Genomic DNA, 25,790 nt, shown 5'->3' on the forward strand with positions numbered 1-25,790 from the left:
CCGGCCCGGACCCGCTCAGCGCCCCCCGCCCCGCTCCGCCCCAGCCTCTTTCACTCTCACTTCCGAACGGGAGGGCTCCATGCCTTCGTCTGTCATGCCCACATCCAGGAAGGGCGACGGTCAGCCGTTGCCGGACGCGGTCTCCGCCGTCGGGATGCGCAAGTCCTACGGTGACAAGGTCGTCCTCGACGGGATCGACCTGCGCATCCCCGCGGGCACCGTGTTCGCCCTGCTCGGTCCGAACGGCGCCGGCAAGACCACCGCCGTGAAGATCCTGTCCACGCTCGTCTCCGCGGACGCCGGCGAGCTGCGGGTCGACGGCCACGACCTGGCCACCGACCCGCAGTCGGTACGCGCCGCGATCGGTGTCACCGGACAGTTCTCCGCCGTCGACGGCCTGATCACCGGCGAGGAGAACATGCTCCTCATGGCCGACCTGCACCACCTGTCCCAGCAGGAGGGGCGGCGGGTGGCCGCCGAACTGCTGGAACGCTTCGACCTGACCGAGGCCGCGAAGAAGCCCGCCTCCACCTACTCCGGCGGCATGAAGCGGCGCCTCGACATCGCCATGACCCTCGTCGGCAACCCGCGGATCATCTTCCTCGACGAACCGACCACCGGCCTCGACCCCCGCTCCCGCCACACCATGTGGGGCATCATCCGCGCCCTGGTCACGAGCGGCGTCACCGTCTTCCTCACCACCCAGTACCTGGACGAGGCCGACGAACTCGCCGACCGCATCGCCGTACTCAACAACGGGAAGATCGCCGCCGAGGGCACCGCCGACGAACTGAAACGGATCGTCCCCGGGGGCCACGTCCGCCTCCGCTTCACCGACCCGGCCGCCTACCGCTCCGCCGCGTCCGCCCTCGGCGACGTCACCCGGGACGACGAGGCGCTCGCCCTCCAGATCCCCAGCGACGGCAGCCAGCGCGAACTGCGCACCGTCCTCGACCGCCTGGATTCCGCCGGCATCGAAGCGGACGAACTCACCGTCCACACCCCCGACCTCGACGACGTGTTCTTCGCCCTGACGGGCAACAGCCGGCCGGCCCAGGCCACCCAGTCCAAGGAGACAGTCCGATGAGCACCCTCACCCTCGCCGTCCGCGACTCGTCCACGATGCTGCGCCGCAACCTCCTGCACGCCCGGCGCTACCCGTCCATGACCCTGAACCTGCTCCTCACACCGATCATGCTGCTACTGCTCTTCGTCTACATCTTCGGCGACGTCATGAGCGCCGGGATCGGCGGCGCGGACCGCTCCGACTACATCGCCTACATCGTCCCCGGCCTGCTGCTGCTGACCATCGGCAGCACCACCATCGGCACCGCGGTCTCCGTCTCCAACGACATGACCGAAGGCATCATCGCCCGCTTCCGCACCATGGCCATCCACCGCGGGTCCGTCCTCGTCGGGCACGTGGTGGGCAGCGTCCTCCAGTGCGTCGCCAGCGTCGTCCTCGTCGGCGCCGTCGCCGTGGCCATCGGCTTCCGCTCCACCGATGCCGGCGCTCTCGAATGGCTCGCCGCCTTCGGGCTGCTCGCCTTCTTCTCCATGGCGTTCACCTGGATCGCCGTCGGCATGGGCCTGATCAGTCCCAACGCCGAGGCCGCCAGCAACAACGCACTGCCCATGATCCTGCTGCCCATGCTGTCCAGCGCCTTCATCCCGGTCGACACCATGCCCGGCTGGTTCCAGCCCATCGCCGAGTACCAGCCCTTCACCCCCGCCATCGAGACCTTGCGCGGGCTGCTGCTCGGCACCGAAATCGGCCACAACGGCTGGCTCTCCCTCGCCTGGTGCGTGGGCCTGACCGTGCTCGGCTACCGCTGGTCGACCTCGAAGTTCAACAGCGACCCGAAGTAGGAGAAGGTCCGGTCTGCAGCGCGAAGACCACGAACCGCAACGCTTCCCGTCCCGGGGGCGGTGTACACCGGCACAGCGTCGGTGCACACCGCCCCCGGGACGGCGCGCGTTCACGACGGTGGTGCGGCCGAGCAGCTCAGTCGCACCGACCGCTGCCGCTGTAGCAGGGCACGTGCCCGGCGCTCGGGGTGGGCGCGGGATCCGGATGCAGCTGGTCGTACTCGTGCTGCCCGGCCACGAGCAGCACCACGAGGAAGCCGGCGACAAGGAGTTGCAGGAGCGCCGTCCACGGCGCACGGGACAGCGCCGCGTACCCGAGGACTACCAGCACGCCGATGAGGAAGTGCTGCGTGAACGCGAGACCGGCCAGCGTCGACTCATCCATCTCCCGCGCCCCCTGCGCGGAGAGCCCCTCCAGCCCGTAACCGAACATCGCCCACCCGTAGACCACGACCTCGATGATCAGGAAGAGGACGCAGGCCGCGATGTCCGCGGCGAGGGGCGTGGTGCTCGACCAGGGCCATCTGCGTCGAGCCGGACGCTCCGGAGTCTCGTGTGTCATGCCCACATCCTGCCGAGCCGGCCGTAGGCACGCATGAGTACGCGCACTCATGCGACGCGGACACCATGCCCTCCCCGCCGAGGTGATGAAGGTGCGACCGACCAACGGCGCGCGCGGGCAGGGCCGTTGGCCTCTGCCCCGGTCTCAGCCAGATCCGCGCCCCGGGGCGGTCGGCGAGGGACGAGGAGCGGGCCTCCGCGGACCGGACCGGGTATCACCGGGGAACGGCTGGAGCGGCGGTCAGCCCTCCTCGGTGAGCTGCTCGTCCAACTCGTCGAAGAGCAGCTCACCGTGGTCGATCTGCCCCGTGCGGTACGCGGAACGCGCGACCAGGTGTGCGGCCACCGGACCGGTCATCAGCTGGAAGAAGCCGATCAGCGCCAGCGTCGCGAGATCCATGCCGCTGCGCAGCCGCAGCGCCATCCCGGCCAGGACCAGCAGCATGCCGAGGGACTGCGGTTTGGTCGCGGCATGGCTGCGGGAGAGGACGTCCGGCAGCCGCAGCATGCCGATCACGCCGAGCAGGCAGATGGCCGCGCCGATCAGCAGCAGGACCGCTCCCACCGTGTCCACGATCTGGAGCCAGACGGTCATGGCGTCTCCTTGCCGGTCCGGCCGTCGCCGTCGGGGCGGGGCCGGCCCGGCGGCCGGTCGCGCACCGCGATGAAGCGGGCGATGCCTACCGAACCGGTGAAGCCGAGGAAGGCCAGTACCAGCATGATCGGAAAGTAGAACGGATCGCGTGCGAAAGCGGACTTGGCGCCGAGACCGGAGATGATCAGGGCCGCGCAGACGTCCAGCGAGAGCGCCCGGTCGAGCATCGAGGGTCCGCGCCAGATGCGGAACAGCAGGCACGCTCCGGCGACGACGATCAGCACGACGGATGCGGTCAGCAACACCCGGTCGACGGTCTCCGGCACACTCATGCGCCCTCCTCCTGGTCTCCCGGCCGCTCGCCGGTGTGCGGCGGCGACGGGGGCGGTCCGGCGACGCGGTCGATCTCGTCGCGGGTACCGAAGGCCCGGACGGTCAGTTCCTCCATGCGCCAGACGGACCGCCGGGCCGCGTCCAGTTCGGCGGGCCGGTCCGCGTCGAGGACGTGCACGAAGACGGTGGCGGTGGCGCGGCGCACCTCGACGACCGATCCCCCCGGCACGTTCGACACCGCCACGGCGGTCGCGGTGAGCATCAGGTCCGAGCGGCAGCGCAGCGGCACCGCGATGACGGCGGCCCGGTGCGGGCGGTCGGCGAAGATCTGCCGGGTGACCCTCACTCCGGAGGTGTACATGTCGTAGAGCAGATAGGTGACCAGCCGCAGGATGCCCCAGGGGTGCAGTCGCAGCCCCAGATCGACCTTCGGCAGGGGGAAGGCCAGGCAGACCGCCACCGCGACCACGGCGCCGGTCAGCACGTTGGCCCAGTTCAGGCTGGACCAGAGCATCACCCAGATGACGGTGAGCCAGGCGATCAGCGGGAGTTCGAGCACACGCGGCCTACGGCTGCCGAACTGGAAGCTGAACGGGGGAAGGTTCCTGTTCCCGCGGGGGAACGTGATCAGGCGTTTCACCGGCCGAGCACCGCCTCGATGTAGGGGGCGCGCGCGATGAGTTCGGCGGCCGAGCGGTCGGTGTACGAGGTCAGCGGCCCGGCGAACACGGTGAAGGCGAGGCCGAGCGTCACCGTCGCCGCGGTGGCCCAGGTCATCAGGACCGGCAGCCTGGTCGTGGTCGTGACGGCGTGTCCGTGGAGGGTGGCCGCGACCGCGCGACCGGCCGGCTCGTGGCGGGGGCGTACCCCTTCGTCGCCGGTGCCGCGCATCCGGTCGGGGCCCTCGTCGCTGTCGTCGTCGCTGTCGTCGTCCGACTCCAGGACCGTGCCGTCCGCGGCCTGGCCGGGGGGCGCGGCCCGCCAGAACGCCAGGTTCCAGACCTTGGCCATCACGTACAGCGTGAGCAGGCTGGTCACCGTGGACCCGATGACGAGGATCCACGCCCAGACGCTGCCGTCGGCGACACCGGCGCGCATGAGTCCGAGCTTGCCGATGAAGCCGGAGAGCGGCGGAATGCCGGCCAGGTTCATCGCGGGTACGAAGAAGAGGACGGCCAGCAGCGGAGCGGCTCTGGCGATGCCGCCGAGCCGGGTGAGTTCGGTGGTGCCGCCCCGCCGTTCGATCAGTCCGGCCACCAGGAACAACGTGGTCTGGACGGTGATGTGGTGGACGACGTAGACGATGGCTCCGCCGTACGCCTCTCGGGTGGCGAGACCGATACCGAAGACCATGTAACCGATGTGGCTGATGAGGGTGAACGAGAGCAGCCGCTTCAGGTCGGTCTGCGCGACGGCCCCGAAGATGCCCACGACCATCGAGGCGAGTGCCGCGGCCATCAGGAGGTCGCCGAGCCGGTTGCCGGGGAAGAGCAGCGTCTCGGTGCGCAGCATGCAGTAGACGCCGACCTTGGTGAGCAGCCCGGCGAAGACCGCGGTGACGGGGGCCGGGGCTGTCGGGTAGGAGTCGGGGAGCCAGGCGGCGAGGGGGAAGACGGCGGCCTTGATCGCGAAGACGGTCAGCAGCATCGCCTGGATCAGCGTCTGTACGCCCAGCGGCAGTTCGGCGAGGCGGCCGGCGAGCTGGGCGAAGTTGGCGGTGCCGGTGGCCGCGTACGTCATGGCGATGGCGGTGAGGAAGAGCATCGAGGAGAACAGCGAGATGATCACGTACGTGGAACCCGCCCGGATCCGGGGGCCGGTGCCGCCGAGGGTGAGCAGGACGAAGCTGGCGACCAGCATGATCTCGAAGCCGACGTAGAGGTTGACGAGGTCACCGGCGAGGAAGGTGCAGGAGACCCCGGCGACCAGGATCAGGTAGGCGGGGTGGAAGACCGCGACCGGTGTCTCCTCGTCCCGGTCGGCCATGCCCTGGCCCAGGGAGTAGACGAGGACGCAGAGGGTGACGGCCGAGGACACGGTCAGCATCAGTCCGGAGAGCCGGTCGGCGACCAGGGTGATGCCGAGCGGCGGTGCGAAGTCGCCGAGGTGCACGCTGAGCGGGCCGTTCATGTCGGCGGCGATCATCAGGGCGACAGAAAGCCCCAGTACGGCGGTGAGTACGGCGACGCTGATGAAGCGCTGGAACCGTTTGAGCCGGGTGCCGAAGGCGAGGCTCAGGCCGGTGGCGCAGAGCGGCAGCAGCACCGGCAGGGGGACGAGTGCGTTCACCCGGTGTCTCCTCGGTTCGCGTCGTCGGGGGTGCTGGGGGGTTCCGGCCGCTCGGTGGGCCGCTGCGGCGTGTAGTCCTCCGGGTCGGCGCCCAGGACGTCGTGCCACAGGTCTCCGCTCGCGTCCCGGCCGCGGGCCTGGAGGGCGCGGTCGGCGCGCAGCCTGGCCCGCAGGCGGCGGCGCTCCTCGCGGTAGCGACGGCGTTCCCCGGCGGTGAGGTCGTCCGCGGCGCGGTAGCGCTCGCGCAGTTCGTCGCGCTCCCCCAGCACCTCGGCTCGCAGCACGATGCGCCGGTCCTCGTCGTCGTCGTGCACCTCGTCCGTACCGGTCAGCTGGTGGCTGCGGTAGGCCATGGCGAGGAGGAAGGCGGTGGTGGCGAGCGTGATGACGATCGCGGTGAGGGCGATGGCCTGGGGCAGCGGGTCGGTGACCCGGCCCAGTTCGACGCCGTAGAGCAGGGGTTCGCGGCCGGCCGATCCGGTGGCGGACAGGACGAGCAGGTTGATGCCGTTGCCCGCGATGACCGCGCCCAGCAGGATGCGGGTGAGCGGCCGGGTGAGCATGAGGATGCCGCCGACCGCGCACAGGACCGCGGCGGTGGCGAGGAGCGAGGCGCTGACGGTCACGGTGTGGCGCCTCCCGTCTCGGGGTCGGGGCCGGGCGCGTGGCCCGCTGCCGCCTTCTCGGCCGCGGCCCGCTCGATCTGCCGGTCGACCTTGGCGCCCAGGGCCCGCACGATGTCGAGCACCACGCCCAGGACCAGCAGATAGACCCCGCAGTCGAAGATCACCGGCGTACCGAAGTGGTAGTCGCCGATCAGCGGCAGGTGCCCGTGGTGGGTCCAGGCGTGCAGGACCGTGCCGTCCGCGAGTCCCAGCAGGGCCACTCCGGTGGACAGGAACAGGCCGAGGCCGGTGAAGAGTCCGGGTTGCAGGGGCGCGGCCTCGGCGAGTTCGAAGCGGCCGCCCGCCAGGTAGCGGGTGATCAGCGCGACGCCGGCGACGAGCCCCGCGACGAATCCGCCGCCCGGCATGTTCTCGGCGCAGAACAGCAGGTACACCGAGAGCACCAGGATCGGGTGGAACAGCAGCCGGGCCACCACCTCGAAGACGATGGATCGGTGTTCGGGCGCGAGTGTGGCGCCGGCCGCCAGCCAGCCGCGTTCCGGCGCCCCTTCGTCGCCGCGCGGGAGCCCCGCCAGCGGGGGCCTGGTGACCGACCACGCGGTGTACGGCCGGGCCTTGGGCGGTGCCGGGTCCCCCTCGGCGCGGCGGTGCAGGTAGATCAGGCTCGTCACGCCGATCGCCGCGGTGGCCAGGACGGCGGACTCCCCCATCGTGTCCCACGCACGCAGGTCCACCAGGATCGTGGCCACCACGTCCTTGAGGCCGTGGTGAGCGGTCTCCTCGACCATGGCGGCGCCCGCCGGCTCGGCGGTGCGGGCGGCCGCCGCGACCCACACCACGACGCTCAGAGTGGCCGCGGCGGCCAGCGCCACCGGGATGCGGACGGTCCGCCGCCAGGTGCTCACCGATTCCTGGAAGTGCACCGGCATCCGCCGCAGCACCAGTACGAAGACGATCATCGACACCGTCTCCACGCAGAACTGCGTGAGCGCCAGGTCCGGTCCGCCCTGGACGACGAAGAGCAGCGCGGTCCCGTATCCGGTGAGCCCGGCCAGCACCACGGCCTTCATGCGCCGTCTGACGGTCAGACAGAACAGCGCCGCCGCGCAGGTCAGCACGGCGACGGCGCCCTGCAGCGGTACGTCCCAGAGCCGCGGCGCCGCGGCGCCGCGCCAGGGCCGGTCGACGCCGAGCACGGCGAGCTGGCCGGCGAGCACGACGAGCAGGGTGGTGGCGAGGTAGACCGAAAGGGAGCCGCGCTGGACGAATCCGGTGATCTGGAGGGAGAGCCGTTCCAGGCCCAGCAGCAGATGGCCGAAGACGCTGTCCGCGGTCGGCCAGGCGATCCGCCGGGAGAACCGTACGACCGGGGCCCGCACGGCGAAGAGCACCGCACCGCCGGCCGTGGCGATGACCGACAGCGTCAGGGCGGTGCCCCAGCCGTGCCAGAGCGCGAGGTGGTACGGGTGGGCGGGGGCGGGGAAGGCGTCCGCGTACGCGCTGAGGAGCCGGTCGGTCCAGCCGACGCCGGGGCCCAGCACCAGCCCACAGACGGCGAGCACCGCGGGCGGCGCGAGGAAGGCCCATCCGACCCGGTGGACCGGGGTGTCGGCGACACCGGGCTTGCGCCAGAAGGCACCCCAGACGAACCGGACGGTGTAGGCGACGGTCAGCATCGACCCGGCCACCGTGCTGCCCAGCGCCCAGCGGTCCGCGGTGTCGCCGTGCAGCAGCGCATCGAAGGCGGCCTCCTTCGACGCGAAGCCGAGCAGCGGGGGCAGCGCGGCCATGGAGGCGGCGGCGATCACGGCGACGGCGCAGACGTGCGGCAGCGACCGCCCGACGCCGGAGAGTCTGCGCAGGTCCCGGGTGCCGGCGGCATGGTCGACGATGCCGGTGACGAGGAACAGCGGCGCCTTGAACAGGGCGTGGGCCAGGATCATGGCGGCGGCGGCCAGGGCCGCGTCCCGGTTGCCGATGCCGGCGAGCAGGGTGAGGAAGCCGAGCTGGCTGACGGTGCCGTAGGCGAGGACGAGTTTGAGGTCGTTGAGCCGCAGGGCACGCCAGCCCCCGAGCAGCATCGTCGCGGCGCCGAGGATCATCACGACGGGCCGCCAGACCGGTACGTCGGCGAAGCCCGGGGCGAGCCGGGCGACCAGGTAGACACCGGCCTTGACCATGGCCGCGGCGTGCAGATACGCGCTGACGGGGGTGGGCGCGGCCATGGCGTTCGGGAGCCACAGGCTGAACGGCCAGATCGCCGATTTCGACAGGGCGCCGCACAGGATCAGCACGACGGCCACGGAGACGGCGAGGCTCGTGGCGGGCGGGTCGGCGAGGATCGCGGAGATGCGGTAGGTCCCTGCGGCCCGACCGATGATCAGGAAGCCGACCAGCATGCCGAGTCCGCCGAAGGTGGTGACGGTGAGCGCCTGGAGGGCGGAGCGGCGGCTGTGCCGCTGCTCGCTGTCGTACCCGATCAGCAGGTAGGAGAAGACCGTGGTCAGCTCCCAGAACACGTAGAGCGTGATCAGGTCGTCGCTGAGGACGAGGGCGAGCATGGCCCCGGCGAAGGCGAGCAGGTTCCCGGCGAATCCCGCCAGTTGGGGGGTGCCGTCCTTGAAGTACGAGGCGCAGTAGAGCAGGACGAGCGTGCCGACGCCCGCAGCCAGCAGCACCATGAGTTCGGCGAGGGCGTCCAGGCGCAGGCCGACGGAGACGTCGTACGCCGGGATCCAGGTCCACGACCAGGTGACCGAGGCACCGGAGGCCGCCGTGTCCCACTGGGCGAGCGCCCAGCAGGTGGTGGCGGCCGGGGGCAGCGCGAGGACCACGAAGGCGCGCGCGCCCAGGCGCCGCACCAGCGGACGCGCGCACGCGGCGAGGACGAAGTGGCAGATGACGAGCGCGGTCATACGGCCGGTGCGGCGGGAGAAGTTACAGAACAGACAAAGGGCACTAAGTACAGATATATCCCCGACCACACTTCACCCGTACGGCGCGCCGCACGGACGGTGATGGACCGTCATCCGCCTCTCGCGGCAGCAGCCCGAGCCGCCGCCGTTCCGCCTCGGCACCGACGCCGTAACGTCACTTTCCGGACAGCTCCGCGCGTTGATGGTGGTTCTGTGAGTGATCGGTGTTGCACATGTGAGCCCGCTTCCTCTTCTTTTTTGCAGTGTGACTAATATCTATCTGTCGAAGTTTTCAACGGATTTGACCAGTCGCGAGGCTGGCATCACGTCAAGGAGCATGCCCTGCGCACGCGCGCGTCAAGGCGGACCGACTCGACCACAATGTCGCTGCGGACGGCCCTGCTCGTACTGGCCATCGTCCCCGGTGTCGCACTGGCCGCCCTCTGGGCCGTCACCAGTGGTCAGACTCTGCTCGACTTCCAAAGGCAGGCAGCCCAGGGGCAGTTGGCCCAGAAAGCCGGCCAGCCGTCCAACATCGTGTACTACAACCTGCAGGAGGAGCGGCGGCTGAGCGCCGAGGCTCTGGCCCGCAACGGAGGTGCCACCGACGCACTCCGCAAGCAGCGCAAGCTGACCGACGAAGCGATCGCCGACTTCCAGTCCCTCTCGGACATCGCCACCGACGACGCCCCCGGCGAGGTCCAGGACGCGGTCCTCCAGGCCCGTACGGCAATCACCCAACTCCCCGCGCAGCGCGCCCTCGTCAACGAGGGGGACAACGACCAGCAGAAGGCCGTGTACCGCTACTACACGGACCTGATCGCCGTCGACCTGAAGCTCTTCACCGCGCTGAGCCATGTGGACAACGGTGAGATCACCACCCTCTCGCAGCCGCTGGTCGACCTGTTCTGGGCCAAGGAGATGATCTCCCGCTCGGACGCCCTGCTGGCCCGCGGCTGGCCCAAGGGCAAGCTGAGCACGGAGGACCTCCAGCAGGTCCGGCAGGCCGTTTCCGGCCAGTCCTTCCAGTACACCACCAAGGTCGTTCCCTACCTTCCGGCGGACGAGAAGGCCATGTGGGAGGAGATCTCCGGCGGTTCGGCCTGGAAGACCAAGACCCGGGTGGAGAGCGAGGTCCTGCGGCCGGCGGACCCGGACAGCGCCGGCTTCGTCAGCCTCGGCGTCCAGGAGAAGACCTGGCGCGGCGCGATGGACGAGCTCACGCCCCAGCTGATGAAGCTGATGGAGCACCGTACCGACCTCGTCGTCGCGAACGGCAAGGACAGTGTCATCTCCCTGCTGATCAGGGTCGTCCTCACCACGGTCGTCGGCCTCCTCGCCGTCATCGCGGTCATCTGGATCACCTGGCGCCTCACCCGCAACCTGCGCCGCCGGATCGGCCGGCTCCAGGAGCGGGCCGAGGAGCTGGAGAAGACCCTGCCCGACGTCGTCGAGCGGCTCGGCAAGGGCGAACGCATCGACGTCGAGGCCGAGGCCCGCGCCATCGGCCACGACCGCAAGGACGGCGGCAAGGCCGACGAGCTGACCCAGCTCGGCGACGCGCTCGACCTGGCCCGCACGAGTGCGCTCCAGGCAGCCGTCAAACAGGCCGACCAGCACCGCGGCTTCGAACGGCTGCTGCAGCGCATCGCGCGCCGCACCCAGCAGTTGATCGGTCAGCAGCTGAAGAAGCTGGACGAGCTGGAGCGCAAGCACGAGGACCCCGAGGTGCTGGACGGCCTCTTCGACCTCGATCACCTCACCGCCCGCCTCCGGCGCTACGAGGAGAACCTCGTGATCCTCGCCGGCGGCTCCCCGCACCGGCGCTGGCGCAAGCCCGTTCCGTTGCTGGACGTCATGCGCTCCGCCCAGGGCGAGGTGCAGGACTACCAGCGCGTGGTGCTGGACCTGGACGGCGCCCCGTGGCTCTCGGAGCGGGCCGTCGGCCCGGTCTCCCACGTACTGGCGGAGCTGATCGAGAACGCCCTCACCTTCTCCAAGCCGCCCAGCCCCGTCGAGGTCAGGGCGGCCCGGGTCAGCCGGGGCCTGGCCATCGAGGTCGAGGACCGCGGGCTCGGCATGGAGGAGGAGCAGCTCGCCGAGGCGAACGAGCTGATGAGCAGGCCTCCCCGGATGGACGTGCTGGCGCATGCCGACGACATCCGGCTCGGTCTGTACGTGATCGCGCGCCTGGCCGACCAGCACGGTCTGCGGGTGGAGTTCCGCCATTCGGCCTTCGGCGGCACCCGGGTCGTCGTGCTCGTGCCCGACGCGCTCACCGTCCCCGGCCCGCACTCCGGTCCGGTGGCCGTGCCCTCCCCCGAGGAAACCGGCGCGGCACCCGTCCCGGAACCGGCCCCGACCCGCGACACCGACGCGCTGCCCAGCCGCGGCCGCGGCCAGGCGCTGGCCGGCGTCACGGCGCTGCACGCCTCGGGCGCACCGTTCGAGACCACCGCCGCGCCCTACACGGTGGCGGACGAGCCCTTCCCCGACCGGGAGGAGCAGCCGCAGCCGGCCCCCGTCGACCACCCGTTCGGTGATCCGGTCACCGCATACACCCCGTACGCCGACAGCACGCCGGGGAGTACGTACGGCCAGGCCGTGCCCACGTCCCCGTACGGCGGTGCGGATCAGAGCCCCTACGGCACCCCGGGCGACACCGCTTACGCCGGCACCCACGGGAACACGTACGCCGACGCCGAGCAGCCCTACATGAAGGCCGAGGGCCAGTACCCGGTACCGCAACAGTCCTACCAGACGCCCGAGGAGCCGTACATGACTCCGCATCAGCCGTACCCGGGACCGTACGCGGCGGGCGTCCCCGACGGGACCGGCTTCCCGGCGCCCGCACCCCGGCAACCGGAACGGGCCGCCGGACACCCCCGCCAGCTCCCGGTGGCCGAACCCGACCATCCGGCCCCGCCGGCGGCGGGCACGACCGGCCGGGAGAGCGGGCCGGGGCGGCCCGCACTGCCGGCGGCACCCGCCGCGGAACCCCCGTTGCCGCGCCGGGTGCGCCAGGCCAGCCTCGTGGACGAACTGCGGATCACGCCGGCCTCCGGGACCACCGCGTCCCCGTCGCCGAGCCGGCCGGCCAATCCGCAGTCCCGTCCGGCCCCGCGCCGCGCCGGTGCCGCCATCGGAGCCTTCCAGCGTCGGTCCCGCGCCGCCCGCGCGACCGACGAGCCGCCGACGCAGCCCGACCCTCCCGCACCCCTCCCCACGAGAGAAGAACGGTCATGACACGCACAACCGCCACTCACCAGGACCTCGACTGGCTGCTCGACGGTTTGGTGGACTCGGTGGCCGAGACCCTGAACGCCGTGCTGCTTTCCGACGACGGCCTGGTGGTGAGCCATTCGCGCACCGTCGAGCGGTCCGACGCGGAGCGGCTTGCCGCCATCTGCACCGGGCAGCAGAGCCTGGCCCGCGGTGTGGGCCAGCTCTTCAACGGCGGCGACGTGCACCAGGTGATCGTCGAGCTGTCGGATCTCTGGCTCTTCATCATCTCGGCGGCCCAGGGCACGCACCTGGCCGTCGTCGCCTCCCAGGAGGTGGACGCCGAGATCATGTCGCTCGCCATGCACAACCTCGTCCAGCAGGTCGGCCAGAAGCTCAGCACTCCGGTGCGGGGCGACTTCAACGCCTTCGGCAGCGGGGACGGGCCGCGCGCGTGACCCCGCCCTGGGAGGACGAGGAGACGGAGGAGGACGGCGCGGGCACCATGGTGCGTCCGTACACCATCACCCGTGGCCGGACCGCTCCCGAGCGGGACGACTTCACCCTCATCACCGTGCTGACGACCGCGCACGACCCGCGGGACGGGCACGGCGCGGCGATCCACCCGGGCAGGCTCCAGCCGGAGCACCGGATGATCCTGGAGCGCTGTCTGCGTCCCGCCGCGGTCGCCGAGGTCTCCGCGGACCTCAACCTCCCGGTCTCGGTGACCAAGATCCTGCTGGCGGACCTGGTCGCCCAGGGCCTGCTGCTCGCCCGTGCGCCCCTTTCGGTGGCCCGGGCGGCCGGCGGCGCCGACATGGGAATGCTCGCCGCCCTTCGCGACGGACTCGGGAGACTCTGAGCCAAGATGACCATCAGTCAGGCGGCCCCCGCCGCCGTGAAAATCCTCGTCGCCGGCGGCTTCGGCGTCGGCAAGACCACTCTCGTGGGCGCCGTCAGCGAGGTCGCGCCCCTGCGCACCGAGGAGTTCCTGACCAAGGCCAGCATCGGCGTCGACGACCTGGCCGGTGTCGGACAGAAGGACACGACCACCGTGGCCCTGGACTTCGGCCGGATCACGGTCAGTCAGGAACTCGTCGTCTACCTGTTCGGCACACCGGGCCAGGAGCGCTTCTGGTTCATGTGGAACGACCTGGTCAACGGAGCCCTCGGCGGCGTCGTGATCGCCGACACCCGTCGGCTGGAGACGAGCTTCGCCTCGATCGACTTCTTCGAGAGCCGGGACATCCCGTTCGTCGTGGCGATCAACTGCTTCCACGGCCACAACAGCCGCACCGCGGACGAGGTCAGAGCCGCTCTCGACCTCGACCCGCACGTCCCCCTGCTGGTCGGCGACGTACGCGAGCGGCCCTTCGGCCGTGACGTGCTGCTGGCCCTCGTGGACCACCTGATGAGCCTGCCCGTCGCGGCCGGCTGATCACCCCTCCCCCGACGCTTCGCACCACTTCCGCACTGGAGAGAACACCTATGGCAACACCCCTGCGCGTCCTGATCCACGGCGGCGGCATCGGCGGGCTGACGCTCGCCACCGCCCTGGCCCGGCGCGGCCACACCGTCGAGGTCGCCGAGCTCCGCGACGAGCTGGAGGCCCTGGGCGTCGGCATCATCCAGCCGTCCAACGCCCTGCACGTCATGCGGGAGATCGGGGTCCTCGATGACTGCCTCAAGGCGGGCTTCGAGTGGGAGGTCCTGACCATCGCCGATCCCACCGGCAACGTCCTGGCCGAGATCCCGCAGCCCCGCATGGGCGACGCCCCGTCCAACAACGGCATCCCGCGCCCGGCGCTCTCCCAGATCCTCGGCGCCGCGGCCACGGCGGCCGGCGCGACGATCCGCTTCGGCGCGACCATCACCGAGCTCACCGACGACGGCGAGGGCGTCGACGTCACCCTGTCCGACGGTTCGTCCGCGCGCTGGGACCTGGTCGTCGGCTTCGACGGCATCGGCTCGCCGCTGCGCACCCGGCTGTACGGCGACCGCTACGCGCCGGAGTACACCGGCTTCGCCAACTGGCGGGTCACCGTGCCCCGTCAGGAGCAGGTCAGGGGCGTCGTCATGGGCACCGCGGGCCAGGCGGCCAAGGCGCTGCTCACCCCGATCACGGACGAGCTGATGTACCTGGGCGCGGTGTTCGCCGAGGCCGAGGACTTCCGGCCGGACGCGGAGAAGGCGCACGAGCAGCTCAAGGAGCGGCTCCCGATGTTCTCCGGCCCGGTCGCCGAGGCGCTCGCCGCGGTCACCGGACCGGAAGCGGTGGTGTACTCGCGGATCTCCCAGGTGACCGTCGAGGAGCCGTGGCACGTGGGCCGGGTGGTCCTCGCCGGTGACGCCGCGCACGCGAGCACCCCGCATCTCGCGCAGGGTGCGGCGATGGCGGTGGAGGACGCGCTGGTGCTCGCCGAGTCGCTGGACGCCGAGGCGGACGTCGCAGCCGCGCTCGGCGCCTGGGAGGCCCGCCGCCGCCCGCGCGCCATGTGGGTGCAGGCGCTGTCGCGTGCCGTGCTCAAGCAGGAGACGGGCGGGGAGACGACGCCTGAGGAGGACGAGCTGCTGAAGGTCGGCATCCCGGGCGCGGCCCACGTCCTGGTGCAGCCGTACTGAGGCGCTGCCCGCTGACGCCTGACGGCTCCGAACGCCCCGTGCGGCCCGGCTTTCCGGGCCGCACGGGGCGTTCGCGTACTCAGGGCAGGACCGCCACCCCGTCGATCTCGACGAGTGCCTGCTCGTCCCAGAGCCGCACCGCCCCGATGACGGCCATCGCCGGGTAGTCGCGGCCCGCCAGCCGGCGCCAGATCCGGCCCAGTTCGGCGGCGTTCGCCCGGTAGTCGGCGACATCGGTGGCGTAGACCGTGACCCGGGCAAGGTCGGCGGGGGCTCCCCCGGCCGCGCGCAGGGCGCTGAGGAGGTTGGTGAGCGCGGTGGCGAACTGCTCGGGCAGGGTGCTCCCGGTGACGTCGCCCCGCTGGTCCAGGGCGGTCTGCCCGGCGAGGAAGACCAGTTGGCTGCCGGTGGCGGTGACCGCGTGCGAGAAGCCCGCCGGCGGTGAGAGTTCGGCGGGGTTGATCCGGTGGATCGGGCTCATGCGGACGGCTCCCGGTTCGCGTACAGCTCCTTGGCGATGATGGTGCGCTGGACCTCGCTGGCACCCTCGTAGATGCGCGGGGCGCGGACCTCCCGGTAGAGGTGTTCGAGCAGATGGCCGCGGCGCAGGGCGCGGGCGCCGTGCAGTTGGACGGCCGTGTCCACGACGTACTGCGCGGTCTCGGTGGCGTACAGCTTCGCCATCGCGGCCCGCCGCGGGACGCCCGGCTCTCCCGCGTCGTACGCGGCGGCTGCCGCGTACACCAGCAGCCGGGCGGCCTCGGTGCGGGTGGCCATCTCCGCGACCTGGTGGGAGACGGCCTGCAGGTCGCTCAGCGGTCCGCCGAACGCGGTGCGGGCGGCGGTGTGTTCCACCGTGGCGTCGAGCGCGGCGCGGGCCATGCCGATCGCGAAGGCGCCGACGCTGGGCCGGAAGAGGTTCAGGGTGTTCATGGCGACCCGGAAGCCCCGGTCCGGTTCGCCGAGCACGTCGTCGGGGGTGACCGGGACACCGTCGAAGTGGAGCGCGCCGATCGGGTGCGGGGAGAGCATGTCCAGCGGGGTGCCGGTGAGGCCGGGGCGGTCGGCGGGGACCAGGAACGCCGTGACGCCGCGCGCTCCGGCACCGGCGGTCGTCCGGGCGAAGACGGTGTAGAAGTCCGCCTCCGGGGCGTTGGAGATCCAGCACTTCTCGCCGGTCAGCCGCCAGCCGCCGGCCACGCGTCCGGCCTCCAGGGCGAGGGCCGCCGCGTCGGAACCCGCCCCCGGCTCGCTGAGCGCGAAGGCGGCGACGGCGCGGCCCGCGCGGACCTCGGGGAGCCAGCGTTCGCGATGAGCGGGGGTGCCCGCCTGCACGACCGGATACGTCCCGAGTCCCTGGAGCGCCAGGGCGGTCTCGGCCTCCGTACAGCCGCGGGCGAGCGATTCACGCAGCAGGCACAGGTCGAGCGCGCCGGAGCCGAGCATCCGGTCGAGCAGGCCGAGCTCCCCCAGTGCGGCGACCAGGGGACGGTTGACGTGCCCCGGCTCGCCCTTCTCGGCGAGCGGACGCAGCCGCTCATCGGCCAGGGTGCGCAGTTCCTCGCACCAGGCGGTCTGTGCCGGATCGAGCGAGAATGCCGACATACCGGCGCCTCTCCTGTCGAATGCCCCGGTGCCGTCCCTCCGGGACCGGGACTTTATCGCGGACCGTTGACTACCGTCACCCAAACGATACGCTCCAAGGGCGACAAGGGGGCGATCCTTCATGGAACCGAATACCTCAGCGCACATCGACAGCTTCGCCAGGGAACATCTGCCACCCGACGACCAGTGGCCGGAACTGGTCTTCGACCTCCCCGAGCTGCACTACCCGGACCGGCTCAACTGCGCCGCCGAGCTCCTGGACCGGACGACCGAGCGCTTCGGTCCCGAGCGGCCCGCCTTCCGCACGCCCGACGGCGGGGTGCTGAGCTACGGGGAGCTGCGGGACCTGGTCGACCGGATCGCCCATGTCCTCACCTCGGACCTGGGGGTCGTGCCCGGCAACCGGGTGCTGCTGCGCGGCCCGACCACGCCCCGTCTCGCCGCCTGCTGGCTGGCGGTGCTGAAGGCCGGTGCGATCGCCGTCACCGTACTGGCGCAGCAGCGGGCCTCCGAACTCGCCACGATCTGCTCGATCGCCCGGATCAGCCATGCGCTGTGCGATGTCCGGTCCGTCGGCGACCTGGTGAAGGCGGAGGTTCCGGGGCTGCGGATCACGGCGTACGGGGGTGACGCGCCCGACGACCTGCTGCGGCTGGCCGACGGCCGCCCGGAGCCGTACCGGGCCGTGGACACCGCGGCGGACGACGTGGCGCTGATCGCGTTCACCTCGGGGACCACCGGGCGCCCCAAGGGCTGCATGCATCTGCACCGTGATGTGCTGGCCATCGCAGACACCTTCTCGCGGCACGTCCTGCGGCCGCTGCCCGACGACGTCTTCGCCGGCAGCCCGCCGCTCGGCTTCACCTTCGGCCTCGGCGGCCTGGTCGTCTTCCCGCTGCGGGCCGGCGCGTCGTCCCTGCTGCTGGAACAGGCGGGCCCCAAACAGCTGTTGCCCGCCCTGGCGACGCACCACGTCTCGGTGCTGTTCACCGCGCCGACCGCCTACCGGGTGATGCTCGACCAGCTCGACGGACACGACCTCTCCGCGCTGCGCCGCTGCGTATCGGCGGGTGAGAACCTGCCGGTCGCGACCTGGCACTCCTGGCACGAGCGGACCGGTCTGCGGATCATCAACGGCATCGGCGCCACCGAGCTGCTGCACATCTTCGTCTCCGCCGCCGACGACGCCATCCGCCCCGGCACCACCGGCGTCCCGGTCCCCGGCTGGCAGGCCCGGGTGGTGGACGGGGACGGTGAACCGGTGCCGGACGGCGAGCCGGGGCTGCTCGCGGTGCGCGGGCCCGTCGGCTGCCGCTACCTCACCGACGAGCGGCAGCGGGAGTACGTACGGCACGGCTGGAACATCACCGGCGACACCTACGTGCGCGACGCTGACGGCTACTTCCGGTACGTGGCCCGCGCCGACGACATGATCATCTCCTCCGGCTACAACATCGCCGGGCCCGAGGTCGAGGACGCGCTGCTGCGCCACCCCGAGGTGGCTGAGGCCGCGGTGGTGGGACGGGAGGACGAGCTGCGCGGCCGGATCGTGGCGGCGTACGTGGTGCTCCGGGAGGGCTCGGCCCTGACGGCCGACGCGCTGCGTGCCTTCATGCGCGCGGAACTGGCCCCGCACAAGTGCCCCCGCCTCATCACGTTCCTGCCCGCACTCCCCCGTACCGCGACCGGCAAACTGCAGCGGTTCCGGCTTCGCGCGGACGAACCCGGTGCGGACTCCGGCACGGCGGGCCGAGAATGATCACATGGTAGAACCGCACACCCCCCGCTCGCTGATCGTCACCCTCTACGGTGCGTACGGCCGCACCCCGGGCGACGCCCCGATGCCGGTCGCGGAACTCGTCCGGCTGCTGGGTGCGGTCGGCGTCGAGGCCCCCGCCGTGCGCTCGTCCGTCTCCCGGCTGAAGCGGCGCGGGCTGCTCGTCGCGGCCCGGACGCCGGGCGGGGCGGCCGGCTACGCACTCTCGGCCGACGCCCGCCAGCTGCTCGACGACGGGGACCGGCGGATCTACCGGCATGCGGACCCTCGCATCGAGGACGGCTGGGTGCTCGCCGTGTTCTCCGTACCGGAGGCCGAGCGCCACAAGCGGCACCTGCTGCGCTCGCGCCTGTCCGGTCTCGGCTTCGGCACGGCCGCCCCCGGCGTGTGGATCGCACCGGCCGCGCTGTACGACGAGACCCGGCACACGCTGGAACGCCTGGACCTCGCCCCGTACGTGGAGCTGTTCCGCGGCGACCATCTGGGGTTCGCGGCCACCGGGCAGTCGGTGACCCGCTGGTGGGACCTCGACGCCGTGGCCCGGCTGCACGACGGCTTCCTGACCCGGCACGAGCCGGTGCTGCGGTCCTGGGAGGCGCGCGGGGGCGAACCGCCGGCTCCGGAAGCGGCGTACCGGGACTACCTGTTGGCGCTGGACTCCTGGCGGCAGGTGCCGTACGCGGATCCGGGGCTGCCGAAGGAGCTGCTTCCGCGGACATGGCCGGGCGGCCGGTCGGCGGAGGTGTTCGGGCGGCTGCACGAGCGGTTGCGGGACGCGGGGGCACGGTTCGTGCGGGGGTGATCCCTCGCCCTCGGGTGCTCAGTCCAGCGTCAGCCGCGGTTTCGGTGCGTCGGTCCGGCCGGTCGGCGGGGTGCGGCTGCCCGCGCGGTACGGGAGCGGCCAGGGCGCGCCCGGTCCGGTGTAGCCCTGGTCGGCTGCCGCGTGGAGCGTCCAGTGCGGGTCGTACAGATGCGGGCGGGCCAGGGCGCAGAGGTCGGCGCGCCCCGCGAGCAGCAGCGAGTTGACGTCGTCCCAGGAGGAGATGGCGCCGACGGCGATGACGGGCACGCACAGGGTGTTGCGGATCCGGTCCGCGTACGGGGTCTGGTAGGAGCGCCCGTACTCCGGCCGCTCGAAGGGGACGACCTGGCCGGTGGAGACGTCGATGGCGTCGGCGCCGTGCGCGACGAAGGCGCGGGCGATCTCGATCGCGTCCTCGCCCGTCGTCCCGCCCTCGGCCCAGTCCGTCGCGGAGATCCGGACGGTCATCGGCCGGTCGTCGGGCCACCGTTCGCGGACCGCGTCGAAGACTTCCAGCGGGAAGCGGAGCCGGTTGGCCAGGGTGCCGCCGTAAGCGTCGGTGCGGTGGTTGGTGAGCGGGGAGAGGAAGCCGGAGAGCAGATAGCCGTGGGCGCAGTGCAGTTCGAGGAGGTCGAACCCGCACGCGTCGGCGCGTGCGGCGGCGGACGCGAACTGTTCGCGGACGGCGTCCAGACCCGCACGGTCCAGGGCGTGCGGGGTCTGATTGGCACCCGGCGCGTACGCGAGCGGAGAGGCGGCCGTGAGCGGCCAGTTGCCGTCGTCGAGCGGCTGGTCGATGCCCTCCCACATGAGCTTGGTCGAACCCTTGCGGCCGGAGTGGCCGAGCTGGACGCCGATCGCGGTGCCGGGTGATCCGGCGTGCACGAAGTCGGTGATCCTGGTCCAGGCGGCTGCCTGCTCCTCGGTGTAGAGGCCGGTGCAGCCGGGCGTGATGCGGCCCTCGGGGCTCACGCACACCATCTCCGTCATGACCAGCCCGGCGCCTCCGAGTGCCCGCGCGCCCAGGTGGACGAGGTGGAAGTCGCCGGGGACGCCGTCGGTGGCGGAGTACATGTCCATGGGCGAGACGACGACGCGGTTGCGCAGTTCCAGCCCCCGCAGCCGCAGCGGCGTGAACATCGGCGGGGTGTCTGCGGGGCAGCCGAACTCGCCCTCGACGGCCGCGGTGAACGAGGCGTCGCGCAGCCGCAGGTTGTCGTGGGTGACGCGGCGGCTGCGGGTGAGGAGGTTGAAGGCGAACTGGCGGGGCGGCTGGTCGACGTACGTGCCCAGCTCCTCGAACCAGCGCAGGCTCGCCGCGGCGGCGCGCTGGGTCGACTCGACGACGGGCCTGCGCTCGCTCTCGTACGCGGCGAGGGCGTCGGGCAGCCCGGGGTGTTCCTCGACGCAGGCGGCGAGGGCGAGGGCGTCCTCGACGGCGAGTTTGGTGCCGGATCCGATGGAGAAGTGCGCGGTGTGGGCAGCGTCCCCGATGAGGACCGTGTTCCCGTGCGACCAGTGCTCGTTGACGACGGTACGGAAGGTGAGCCAGGAGGAGTTGTTGGAGCGCAACGGCCGATGGCCGAGGGCGTCGGCGAAGATCTTGGCGCAGTGCCGGGTGGACTCGGCGGGGTCGCAGGTGTCGAATCCGGCCGCGTGCCAGACCTCTTCGCGCATCTCCACGATGACGGTCGAGGCATCGGGGGAGAAGGGGTAGCCGTGCAGCTGCATCACCCCGTACGCCGTCTCGACGGTCTCGAAGCGGAAGGCGTCCAGGGCGAAGTCGGCGGCGAGCCAGATGTAGCGGCAGCGATGGGAGGTGAGGCGGGGCCCGAAGCTCTCCGCGTGGGCGTCGCGGGTCCGGCTGTGTACGCCGTCGGCCGCGATCACCAGATCGTACGAGGCGGCGAGTTCGGCGGCGGGCGGCGCCTCCTCGCGGAAGCGGAGGCTCACCCCGAGGCCGGTACAGCGCTCGTGCAGGATCTCCAGGAGCCGGCGGCGGCCGAGTGCGGCGAAGCCGTGGCCGCCGGAGGTCTGGGTGTGGCCGCGGTGGACGATGTCGATGTCGTCCCAGCGGACGAACTCGCGTTGCAGGGCGGCGTGGACGACGGGGTCGGCGTGTTCGATGCCGCCGAGGGTCTCGTCGGAGAGGACGACGCCGAAGCCGAAGGTGTCGTCCGGTGCGTTGCGTTCCCAGAGGGTGATCTCGCGCTCCGGGCGCAGCCGCTTGAGCAGTGCCGCGGCGTAGAGCCCGCCGGGCCCGCCGCCGATGACGGCGATCCGGCGGAGCGGGGGCGGCTCGCTGGCGGAGGGCGTCATAGCGTCACCGGCCCTGCCATTTCGGCGGCCGCTTCTCGGTGAAGGCGGCGTGGAACTCGGTGTAGTCCTCGCCGTGCATGAGCAGCGCCTGGGTGGCGGCGTCCATCTCGACGGAGGCGGCCAGCGGCATGTCTAGTTCGGCGGTGAGCAGCGCCTTGGTCTGGGCAAGGGCGAGAGCGGGTCCGTCCGCGAGGCGTCGGGCGAGCGCCGCGGCTCGCTCGTCCGCCCCGCCTTCCTCGGTCAGCTCGCTGATCAGCCCGATCCGCTCGGCCTCGGGGGCGCGGACGGGGTCGCCCAGCATCAGCAGCCGGGTGGCGTGGCCGAGGCCGACGACGCGGGGCAGCAGGTAGGCCGCGCCCATGTCACCGCCGGAGAGCCCTACGCGGGTGAAGAGGAAGGCGAACTTCGCCGAGGGATCGGCGACCCGGAAGTCGGCGGCCAGGGCGAGGACGGCGCCCGCTCCGGCGGCGACTCCGTGCACGGCCGCGATGACGGGGAACGGGCACTCCCGCAGGGCCCGTACGACCTGGCCGGTCATCCGGTTGAAGTCCAGCAACTGGGCGGTGTCCATCGCGAGGGTGGCGCCGATGATCTCGTCCACATCGCCGCCCGAGCAGAAGCCGCGCCCCTCACCGGCCAGCACCAGGGCACGCACCGAGCGCTCCCGCGACAGCTCGGCCAGGAGGTCACGCAGGTCCGCGTAGGCACCGAAGGTCAGCGCGTTGAGCTTGTCGGGCCGGGAGAGGGTGACGGTGGCGACGCCGTCCTGCGTGGTGACCCGCAGATGGTGCCAGTCCTCCGTACGGGACGCGGAGCTGGGAAACGGACTCATCGAGGGTGGTCCCCCTTCAGCCGTCGGGCTGCTGCCTGGCCCCGAATTTATCACTCGTACGTGACTCCCGTCACGAGTACGCGATAAGCGGAGTGTAGGAACGGAGTGACGAACGTCCCGTTCGTACCGGTCGGCAGGCCCTTGCCCGAGTCGTGGGACTTCGTAAGGTTGAAACCAAGAAGACTTGAGCTCCGGAAGCGCCTGAGCCCAGGACCGTTTCACGCTCTCCCGAACGGAAGCCCCGTTGTGCCGTCCGACGCACCCGCCCACGCCACCTGGCGTATCGCACTGCCGCACTCCGCGGCTGCTGTGCCGATCGCCCGGGCGCTGATCCGTTCGGTGCTGGCGGACCTCGACGCGCCCGCCGACAGCGACACCGCCGAGCTGCTGACCGCCGAGCTGGTCGCCAACGCCGTGGAGCACACCCCCGGCGATGAGCCCGTCGAGCTGGTCGTGGAGCTACTGCCGACCGGCTGCCAGGTCGAGGTGCACGACGACGATCCGGCTCCGCCGGGCGATCTCTCCCGTCCCGAGCCGGACTCCCTGCCCGATCCGTGGCAGGAGCACGGCCGGGGACTGCTGCTGATCCGCACCCTCAGCTCGTCCTGCGGGCACCGCACGACGGAGCGCGGCAAGGCGGTGTGGTTCACCCTGCCGTCGTCCGCCCGGCCGGCGCCCTGACCGGCCGGACCCGTCAGCCGCCGGCCCGGCCCGCCAGCCGCGAGCGGCTGCGCCCGTAGCCCACGTACACCGCGGCGCCGACGGCCAGGAACACCGCGAACTGCACCCAGGTCGACCAGCCGGTCCCGTACATGAGATAGACGCAGAAGGCGACGCCGAGGAGCGGGCTGAGCGGGTACAGCGGGACCCGGAACGAGCCCCTGACCTCCGGATTGCGGCGGCGCAGCACGATCACGGCGACGTTGACCGCGACCATCGTGGCCAGCGTCCCGATGGTGGTCAGGTTCACCACCACGTCGAGCGAGGAGAAGGCCGCCGGGACGGCGAAGACGACGGCGACGATCCAGGTATTGGCGACCGGTGTCGCGGTGCGCGGCGAGACCCGTTCGAAGACCCGCGGGACCAGGCCGTCCCGAGACATCGACATCAGGATGCGGGTCTGTCCGTACATCACGGCGAGGACGACCGAGGCGATGGCGACGACCGCACCGAACGCGATGATCCCGCCACCGACGGTCGAGTCGGTGACCTGGTCGACGATCAGGGACAGCGCGGCCGGCTTGTCGGAGACGGCGTCCGGGCCCAGCGCGCCGATCGCGGCGAGGGCCACGGCGCAGTAGAGCAGCGTGACCAGACCGATGCAGATCATGATCGCGATCGGGATGTTGCGCCGCGGGTTCTTGACCTCCTCGCCCGTGGTGGTGATGGCGTCGAAGCCGATGTACGAGAAGAACGCCAGCGACGCACCCGCGGTGACGCCGCCCGCGCCGTGGGACACGAACGGCGTGAGGTTGCCGTGCTCGAAGGCGGTGAAGGCGATGACGCAGAACATGATCAGGATGGTGATCTTGAGGACGGCCATCGCGGCGGTGGCCCCGGCGCTCTCCCGGATGCCGCGCACCAGCAGCGTCGCGGCCATCATCACCACGAGCACGGCCGGCAGGTTGATCACACCGCCGTCGCCGGGACCGGCGGAGAGCGCGGCCGGCAGCTGCCACCCGAAGAGGCTGTCGAGCAGTTCGTTGACGTACTGGCTCCATCCGACCGCCACGGCGGAGACCGATACGCCGTACTCCAGGAGCAGGCACCAGCCGACGAGGAAGGCCGTGCGTTCACCGAGCGTGGCGTAGGCGAAGGAGTACGAGCTGCCGGAGACCGGGATCGCGCTGCCCAGCTCGGCGAACGAGAACGCGGTGAAGATGCAGGTGACGGCCGCGAGCACGAAGGACAGCACCACGGCGGGCCCGGCCTCGGCGACGCTGTCGGACAGGCCGACGAAGATGCCGGTGCCGACGACGGCGCCGACCCCGAAGCACACCAGCTGGAAGAGTCCCATGGTCCGCTTGAGCCCGTGGCCCTCCAGGTCGGCGCCGGACTCGGCGATCAGCTGGTGCGGGTCCTTGACGCGGTGCGGCGGGCCGGGCAGGCGCAGGGGGCTCACGGCGGGGGTCTCATCTCTGGCGGTACAGGTGGGGGGACGGTGCGGTGACGGCAGTGGGGGCCGGTCGCCGCACACGAAAATGGGGTTCGAGCGTGCGAGCTCGAACCCCACCAACGGGGACCATAATAGGCGCCCGTACGCATGTTCACCCAATTGGGTGCATGACCATGCGACGCACGGCCACGCACTACGACCGTGTCAGCGGGTGGCCATCGTCGCCACCAGGACGGCCTTGATCGTGTGCATCCGGTTCTCCGCCTCGTCGAAGACGACGGAGTGCGCGGACTCGAAGACCTCGTCACTGACCTCCAGCTCGGTGAGGCCGTGGCGGGCGTGGATCTCGCGCCCCACCTTGGTGCCGAGGTCGTGGAAGGCCGGGAGGCAGTGCAGGAACTTCACGTCGTCGCTGCCGCTGGCCCGCAGGACGTCCATGGTGACGGCGTACGGCGCGAGGGCCGCGATGCGCTCGTCCCAGACCTCCTTGGGCTCCCCCATCGAGACCCAGACGTCGGTGGCGACGAAGTCGGCGCCGCGCACGCCGTCGGCGATGTCCTCGGTGAGCGTGACCGTCGCCCCGCTCGCCGCGGCGAGCTCGTGGGCCTGTGCGACGACGACCTCGGCGGGCCAGTAGGCCTTCGGCGCGACGATCCGTACGTCCATGCCCAGCAGGGCGCCCGTGACGAGGTAGGAGTTGCCCATGTTGAACCGGGCGTCGCCGAGGTAGGCGAAGGCGATGCGCTCCAGCGGCTTCTCGCTGTGCTCGGTCATCGTGAGGACGTCGGCGAGCATCTGGGTGGGGTGCCAGTCGTCGGTGAGCCCGTTGAACACGGGTACGCCGCCGTGGGCCGCCAGTTCCTCGACGGCTTCCTGGCTGTCGCCGCGGTACTCGATCCCGTCGAACATCCGGCCGAGGACACGGGCGGTGTCCTTCACGGACTCCTTGTGCCCCATCTGCGAACCGGAGGGGTCTAGGTACGTGGTGGAGGCGCCCTGGTCGGCGGCTGCCACCTCGAACGCGCAGCGCGTGCGGGTCGAGGTCTTCTCGAAGATGAGCGCGATGTTCCTGCCGCGCAGCCGCTGGACCTCGGTCCCCGCCTTCTTCGCGGCCTTGAGCTCGGCGGCCAGGGCGATCAGGCCGCGGAACTCCTCGGCCGTGAAGTCCAGCTCCTTGAGGAAGTGGCGGCCTGCGAGGTCTATGGCCATGGTGACTGCTCCTGGGTCGGACGGGGACGCGTACGATATCCCTGGAAGTCTATACGATGGAATGCATCGCTATACAGAGAACCCCTGGGTCCGTACCC

The 25,790-nt window shown here is 71.5% G+C and carries 23 protein-coding genes; 10 read left to right on the forward strand and 13 right to left on the reverse strand.

Annotated features, from left to right (window positions below; genetic code table 11):
• Positions 1-94 precede the first annotated feature (94 nt).
• Entirely contained in the window at positions 95-1,087 is a 993-nt protein-coding gene (locus tag ACFYPA_RS07195) for an ATP-binding cassette domain-containing protein (RefSeq protein WP_359084479.1), read from the forward strand.
• Positions 1,084-1,869: an ABC transporter permease gene (locus tag ACFYPA_RS07200; protein ID WP_389130300.1), complete on the forward strand. Its 786-nt coding sequence runs from the start codon at positions 1,084-1,086 to the stop codon at positions 1,867-1,869. Before ACFYPA_RS07195 ends, ACFYPA_RS07200 begins: the two co-directional genes overlap by 4 nt.
• Positions 1,870-2,005: 136 nt before the next feature.
• Here the strand turns inward: ACFYPA_RS07200 and ACFYPA_RS07205 are convergent, their stop codons facing one another.
• From ACFYPA_RS07205 to ACFYPA_RS07235, 7 genes are all read right to left on the reverse strand, one after another.
• On the reverse strand, positions 2,006-2,431 hold the full coding sequence (locus tag ACFYPA_RS07205; protein WP_389130303.1) for a DUF6234 family protein: 426 nt from the start codon (positions 2,429-2,431) through the stop codon (positions 2,006-2,008).
• Positions 2,432-2,671: 240 nt separating this feature from the next.
• Positions 2,672-3,025: a monovalent cation/H(+) antiporter subunit G gene (gene mnhG, locus ACFYPA_RS07210; protein WP_389130306.1), complete on the reverse strand. Its 354-nt coding sequence runs from the start codon at positions 3,023-3,025 to the stop codon at positions 2,672-2,674.
• Positions 3,022-3,357: a monovalent cation/H+ antiporter complex subunit F gene (locus ACFYPA_RS07215; protein ID WP_359084483.1), complete on the reverse strand. Its 336-nt coding sequence runs from the start codon at positions 3,355-3,357 to the stop codon at positions 3,022-3,024. Before ACFYPA_RS07215 ends, mnhG begins: the two co-directional genes overlap by 4 nt.
• Positions 3,354-3,998: a Na+/H+ antiporter subunit E gene (locus ACFYPA_RS07220; protein ID WP_359084484.1), complete on the reverse strand. Its 645-nt coding sequence runs from the start codon at positions 3,996-3,998 to the stop codon at positions 3,354-3,356. The genes ACFYPA_RS07215 and ACFYPA_RS07220 overlap by 4 nt, the downstream gene beginning before the upstream one ends.
• Complete coding sequence (locus ACFYPA_RS07225; RefSeq protein ID WP_359084485.1) at positions 3,995-5,647, reverse strand: Na+/H+ antiporter subunit D; 1,653 nt, start codon at positions 5,645-5,647, stop codon at positions 3,995-3,997. The genes ACFYPA_RS07220 and ACFYPA_RS07225 overlap by 4 nt, the downstream gene beginning before the upstream one ends.
• A complete protein-coding gene (locus ACFYPA_RS07230; RefSeq protein ID WP_359084487.1) occupies positions 5,644-6,273 on the reverse strand; it encodes a Na(+)/H(+) antiporter subunit C in 630 nt (209 codons plus the stop codon). Before ACFYPA_RS07230 ends, ACFYPA_RS07225 begins: the two co-directional genes overlap by 4 nt.
• A complete protein-coding gene (locus tag ACFYPA_RS07235) occupies positions 6,270-9,188 on the reverse strand; it encodes a Na+/H+ antiporter subunit A (protein ID WP_389130311.1) in 2,919 nt (972 codons plus the stop codon). Before ACFYPA_RS07235 ends, ACFYPA_RS07230 begins: the two co-directional genes overlap by 4 nt.
• 381 nt (positions 9,189-9,569) lie before the next feature.
• On the opposite strand from ACFYPA_RS07235, the gene ACFYPA_RS07240 reads away from it, so the two are divergent.
• Genes ACFYPA_RS07240 through ACFYPA_RS07260 form a run of 5 tightly spaced genes read left to right on the forward strand, consistent with a single transcriptional unit; the run spans position 9,570 to position 15,032 of the window.
• Positions 9,570-12,434 carry a nitrate- and nitrite sensing domain-containing protein gene (locus tag ACFYPA_RS07240; RefSeq protein WP_389130314.1) on the forward strand — a complete coding sequence of 955 codons (2,865 nt, stop codon included), beginning with the start codon at positions 9,570-9,572 and terminating at the stop codon, positions 12,432-12,434.
• Positions 12,431-12,868, forward strand: coding sequence for a roadblock/LC7 domain-containing protein (locus ACFYPA_RS07245; protein WP_359084490.1), 438 nt, complete (start codon positions 12,431-12,433; stop codon positions 12,866-12,868). Before ACFYPA_RS07240 ends, ACFYPA_RS07245 begins: the two co-directional genes overlap by 4 nt.
• Complete coding sequence (locus ACFYPA_RS07250) at positions 12,865-13,272, forward strand: DUF742 domain-containing protein (protein ID WP_389130317.1); 408 nt, start codon at positions 12,865-12,867, stop codon at positions 13,270-13,272. Before ACFYPA_RS07245 ends, ACFYPA_RS07250 begins: the two co-directional genes overlap by 4 nt.
• 6 nt (positions 13,273-13,278) lie before the next feature.
• Complete coding sequence (locus ACFYPA_RS07255; RefSeq protein ID WP_359084491.1) at positions 13,279-13,848, forward strand: ATP/GTP-binding protein; 570 nt, start codon at positions 13,279-13,281, stop codon at positions 13,846-13,848.
• Between the two features lie 50 nt (positions 13,849-13,898).
• On the forward strand, positions 13,899-15,032 hold the full coding sequence (locus ACFYPA_RS07260) for an FAD-dependent monooxygenase (protein ID WP_359084493.1): 1,134 nt from the start codon (positions 13,899-13,901) through the stop codon (positions 15,030-15,032).
• A 79-nt stretch (positions 15,033-15,111) separates the two neighbouring features.
• Here ACFYPA_RS07260 and ACFYPA_RS07265 read toward each other — a convergent pair whose 3' ends face one another.
• Both ACFYPA_RS07265 and ACFYPA_RS07270 read right to left on the reverse strand, forming a co-directional pair.
• Positions 15,112-15,513: a RidA family protein gene (locus ACFYPA_RS07265; protein ID WP_359084494.1), complete on the reverse strand. Its 402-nt coding sequence runs from the start codon at positions 15,511-15,513 to the stop codon at positions 15,112-15,114.
• A complete protein-coding gene (locus ACFYPA_RS07270) occupies positions 15,510-16,637 on the reverse strand; it encodes an acyl-CoA dehydrogenase family protein (RefSeq protein WP_359084496.1) in 1,128 nt (375 codons plus the stop codon). Before ACFYPA_RS07270 ends, ACFYPA_RS07265 begins: the two co-directional genes overlap by 4 nt.
• A gap of 121 nt (positions 16,638-16,758) precedes the next feature.
• Between ACFYPA_RS07270 and ACFYPA_RS07275 the strand changes: the two genes are divergently transcribed.
• Together ACFYPA_RS07275 and ACFYPA_RS07280 are read left to right on the forward strand one after the other, a co-directional pair.
• Positions 16,759-18,396 carry an AMP-binding protein gene (locus tag ACFYPA_RS07275; protein WP_389130322.1) on the forward strand — a complete coding sequence of 546 codons (1,638 nt, stop codon included), beginning with the start codon at positions 16,759-16,761 and terminating at the stop codon, positions 18,394-18,396.
• Positions 18,397-18,400: 4 nt separating this feature from the next.
• Positions 18,401-19,216, forward strand: a complete 816-nt coding sequence (locus tag ACFYPA_RS07280) for a PaaX family transcriptional regulator C-terminal domain-containing protein (protein ID WP_359318636.1) — start codon at positions 18,401-18,403, stop codon at positions 19,214-19,216.
• A gap of 18 nt (positions 19,217-19,234) precedes the next feature.
• On the opposite strand, the gene ACFYPA_RS07285 is transcribed toward ACFYPA_RS07280, so the two are convergent.
• Together ACFYPA_RS07285 and ACFYPA_RS07290 are read right to left on the reverse strand one after the other, a co-directional pair.
• Positions 19,235-21,535 carry a bifunctional salicylyl-CoA 5-hydroxylase/oxidoreductase gene (locus tag ACFYPA_RS07285; RefSeq protein ID WP_389130326.1) on the reverse strand — a complete coding sequence of 767 codons (2,301 nt, stop codon included), beginning with the start codon at positions 21,533-21,535 and terminating at the stop codon, positions 19,235-19,237.
• Between the two features lie 4 nt (positions 21,536-21,539).
• Positions 21,540-22,367, reverse strand: coding sequence for an enoyl-CoA hydratase family protein (locus ACFYPA_RS07290; RefSeq protein WP_359084500.1), 828 nt, complete (start codon positions 22,365-22,367; stop codon positions 21,540-21,542).
• A 246-nt stretch (positions 22,368-22,613) separates the two neighbouring features.
• On the opposite strand from ACFYPA_RS07290, the gene ACFYPA_RS07295 reads away from it, so the two are divergent.
• Entirely contained in the window at positions 22,614-23,048 is a 435-nt protein-coding gene (locus ACFYPA_RS07295) for an ATP-binding protein (protein WP_359084501.1), read from the forward strand.
• Between the two features lie 13 nt (positions 23,049-23,061).
• On the opposite strand, the gene ACFYPA_RS07300 is transcribed toward ACFYPA_RS07295, so the two are convergent.
• Together ACFYPA_RS07300 and argF are read right to left on the reverse strand one after the other, a co-directional pair.
• A complete protein-coding gene (locus ACFYPA_RS07300; RefSeq protein ID WP_359349271.1) occupies positions 23,062-24,489 on the reverse strand; it encodes an amino acid permease in 1,428 nt (475 codons plus the stop codon).
• A 198-nt stretch (positions 24,490-24,687) separates the two neighbouring features.
• Positions 24,688-25,692 (reverse strand): ornithine carbamoyltransferase, encoded by a 1,005-nt coding sequence (gene argF / locus ACFYPA_RS07305; protein WP_389130331.1) that lies wholly within the window; start codon positions 25,690-25,692, stop codon positions 24,688-24,690.
• Positions 25,693-25,790: the final 98 nt, after the last annotated feature.

Source organism: Streptomyces sp. NPDC005775, from assembly GCF_042871565.1.
GTDB lineage: Bacteria > Actinomycetota > Actinomycetes > Streptomycetales > Streptomycetaceae > Streptomyces.